Source organism: Actinomadura sp. CNU-125, assembly GCF_001942465.1.
Lineage (GTDB): Bacteria > Actinomycetota > Actinomycetes > Streptosporangiales > Streptosporangiaceae > Spirillospora.
Window position 1 is genome coordinate 1 of sequence record NZ_MKJY01000385.1, and the last position, 3,791, is coordinate 3,791.

The 3,791-nt window shown below is 72.5% G+C and carries 1 protein-coding gene; it reads left to right on the top strand.

Annotated features, from left to right (window positions below; all coding sequences use genetic code 11):
* Positions 1–3,791, top strand: a 3,791-nt coding sequence (locus BJF79_RS34300; protein ID WP_143220611.1) for a non-ribosomal peptide synthetase, incomplete at both ends; no start/stop codon positions are given.

The window sequence follows — 3,791 nt, forward strand, 5'->3', positions numbered from 1 at the left end:
GAGCAGTCCCCGGAGATCTTCGCCGGTGTGCGCGAGGTGTCGACGGGCGGCGATGTCGTGTCGTCCACGGCCGTCCGGAACCTTCTGGAGACCCACCCGGGCCTGATCGTCCGGACGACCTACGGCCCGACCGAGTCCACGGCGTTCGCTACGCAGTTGGCGTTCACTTCGGCCGGTGACGTTCCCGACGCGGTGCCGATCGGCGCCCCGATGGACAACACCCGCGCGTACGTCCTCGACGAGTTCTTACGCCCGGCACCTCCCGGCGTCGTCGGGGAGCTGTATCTCGCGGGTCACGGGCTGGCGCGCGGCTATGCGGGCCGGCCCGCCCGCACTGCGGAACGGTTCACCGCGAACCCCTTCCACCCGGGCCGCATGTACCGCACCGGTGACCTGGCCCGCTGGACGGACGGCGGCCTGCTGGAGTTCGCGGGACGCGCGGACGAGCAGGTCAAGATCCGCGGGTTCCGGATCGAGCCCGCCGAGGTCGAGACCGTCCTGACTTCCCACGACCACATCGACCAGGCCGCGGTGATCGCCCGCGAGGACCAGCCGGGCGTGAAGCGGCTCGTCGCCTACGTCATCGGGACCGCCACCGAGACCGACCTTCGCGGATTCGCCGCCGAGCGGCTGCCCGACTACATGGTCCCGGCGGCGTTCGTCCGGCTGGACGCCGTTCCCGTCACGGTGAACGGGAAGCTCGACCGCGCGGCCCTCCCCGCGCCCGACTACGCGGGCGCGACATCGAGCCGGGGGCCCGCCACGGCGACCGAAGAGGTTCTGTGCGGGTTGTTCGCCGAGGTCCTGGGGCTCGCATCGGTGGGTGCGGAGGATTCGTTCTTCGACCTCGGCGGCGACTCCCTGCTCGCGATGCGGCTGATCGCCCGGATCCGGTCGGTGCTGGGCGCCGAGGTCGGCATCCGCGACCTGTTCGCGGGCGCGACGGTCGCGGCGATGGCCCGGACGGTGCAGGACGAGCAGGGCGGGAAGCGCGCGGCGCTGACGGCGCGCGAGCGCCCGGAAACGATCCCGCCGTCGTTCGCGCAGCGGCGGATGTGGTTCCTCAACCGGCTGGAGGAGGCCGGGGCGGGCGCCGGTTACACGGTGCCGCTGGCGTTGCGGTTGTCGGGCGAGGTGGACGTCCCGGCGCTGGAAGCGGCGCTCGGCGACGTCGCGGACCGGCACGAGAGCCTCCGCACGATCTTCCCGGACGTCGACGGCGAGCCCCGGCAGGAGATCCTCGCGGGCGCGGCCGGACGACCTCGTCTCGTCGTGTCCGAGGTCGGCGAGGCGGCCCTGACCGAGACCGTGGCCGGGGAGATGGCGCGCGGGTTCGACCTGGCGGGCGAGGTGCCGTGGCGGGCGCGGCTGCTGGTGGTGTCGCCGGACGAGTCGGTGCTCGTCCTCGTCGCGCACCACATCGCGGTGGACGGCTGGTCGATGGGCGTCATCACCCGTGACCTGGGGGTCGCCTACGAGGCGCGGGTCCGCCGGGGCGAGGCTCCGGACTGGGTGCCGCTGCCGGTGCAGTACGCCGACTACGCGCTGTGGCAGCGCGAGGTGCTGGGCGATCTGGACGATCCGGGCAGTGTGGTCTCCGCCCAGCTCTCCCACTGGCGCGACGCTCTCGGCGGGATACCCGACGAGCTGGCGCTGCCCTTCGACCGGCCCCGGACGGCGGACGCGTCGTTCCGCGCGGGCATGGCCCCGGTGCGGGTCGACGCGGGTGTCCACGCGCGTCTGGTGGAGGTGGCGCAGCGGGGCGGCGTCACGATGTTCATGGTCGCGCAGGCCGCCCTCGCCGTCGTGCTGTCGCGGATGGGCGCGGGCACCGACGTCCCGCTCGGCACCCCGGTGGCGGGGCGCGGTGACGCGGCCATGGACGACATGGTCGGCTTCTTCCTGAACACCCTCGTGCTGCGGACCGACGTCGGCGGCGACCCGACGTTCGCCGAACTGCTCGCCCGCGTCCGGGAAACCGACCTCGCCGCGTACGCGCACCAGGACGTCCCGTTCGAGCGGCTCGTCGAGGACCTCAACCCGCCCCGCTCCCTCGCCCGGCACCCGCTCTTCCAGGTGGCGCTCACGCTCCAGAACGTGCCCGCGAGCGGGGTTCCGGTGGAGCTGGCGGGACTGGACGTCAGCCCTTTCGGCGCGCCGACCGAGGGCATGGCGGCACGGTTCGACCTGTCGCTGGCGCTGACCGAGCACCGGGACGGCGACGGCGCCCCCGCGGGCATCGGCGGGCAGTTCGAGTTCGCCGCCGACCTGTTCGACGACGCGACCGTCCGGGCGTTGTCGGATCGTCTGGTGCGCGTGCTGGAGCAGGTCGCGGCCGATCCCCGTACGCGCGTGCGGGACCTCGAAGTGCTGTCGCCCGAGGAGTGGCGGCGGGTGGTCCGCGATTGGAACGACACGTCCCGTCCGCTGCCGTCGGGTGCCTCGTTGGCCGAGCTGTTCGAGGGGCAGGCGGTGCGGACGCCGGATGCGGTCGCGGTGGTGTCCGAGGGCGTTTCGTGGACGTATGCGGAGTTGAACGCGCGGGCGAACGGTGTCGCGGGTGGGTTGGCGGGGTGTCGCGGGTCGCTGGTGGGCGTGCGGATGGAGCGGTCGGCGGGCCTGATCGCGACGTTGCTGGGGGTGTTGAAGGCAGGGGCCGCGTACGTTCCGCTGGACGTTTCGCATCCGCCGGAGCGGTTGGCGTCGATCGTCGCCGAGGCCGGGGTGTCGGTCGTCCTGACCGACGACGACGTGTTCGAGCCGTGCGAGACCGCCCCGGCCGTCCGGATGTCCCCGGACGATCTCGCCTACGTCATGTACACGTCGGGTTCGACGGGGACGCCGAAGGGTGTCGCGGTCACGCACGGGAACGTCGCTGCGTTCGTCCTCGATACGGCCTGGCGGGACGACGTCCTGGAGAGCGTCCTCGTGCAGGCGAACCACGCGTTCGACGCGTCGACGTACGAGATCTGGGCGCCGCTACTGCGCGGCGGACGGTTGGTGATCGCGCCTCCGGGCGACATCGACGCGGCCGAGCGCGGACGGCTGATCGCCGAGCACGGCATCACCAACGTGCACGCGACCGCCGGCCTGTTCCGCGTCCTGGCCGAGCAGTCGCCGGAGATCTTCGCGGGTGTCCGCGAGGTGTCGACCGGCGGCGACGTGGTGTCGTCCAGTGCCGTCCGCACGCTGCTGGAAACCCACCCCGACCTGCTGGTTCGTTCGACGTACGGCCCCACCGAGACGACGGCGTTCGCCACGCACGTCCCGTTCACTTCGGCCACTGACGTTCCGGCGGCCGTTCCGATCGGCGGTCCGCTCGACAACACGCAGGTCTATGTACTGGACGAGTTCCTGAATCCGGTGGCGCCGGGCGCGGTGGGGGAGCTGTACGTCGCGGGCGACGGGCTGGCCCGGGGGTACGCGGGCCGTCCTGTCCTGACGGCGGAGCGGTTCGTGGCGTGCCCGTTCGTCCCGGGCCGGATGTACCGGACGGGCGACCTGGCGCGCTGGACGGACGAGGGACGGCTCGCGTTCGAGGGACGCGCCGACGAGCAGGTGAAGATCCGCGGGTTCCGGATCGAGCCCGCCGAGGTCGAAGCCGTCCTGACTTCCCACGATCACATCGACCAGGCGGTCGTCATCGCTCGTGAGGACGACCCCGGAACCAAGCGCCTCGTCGCCTACGTCATCGGCGCCGCCGCCGACGACGACGCCGACCTTCGCGGGTTCGTCGCCGCGCGGCTGCCCGACTACATGGTCCCGGCGGCGTTCGTGTCCCTCGACGAGAT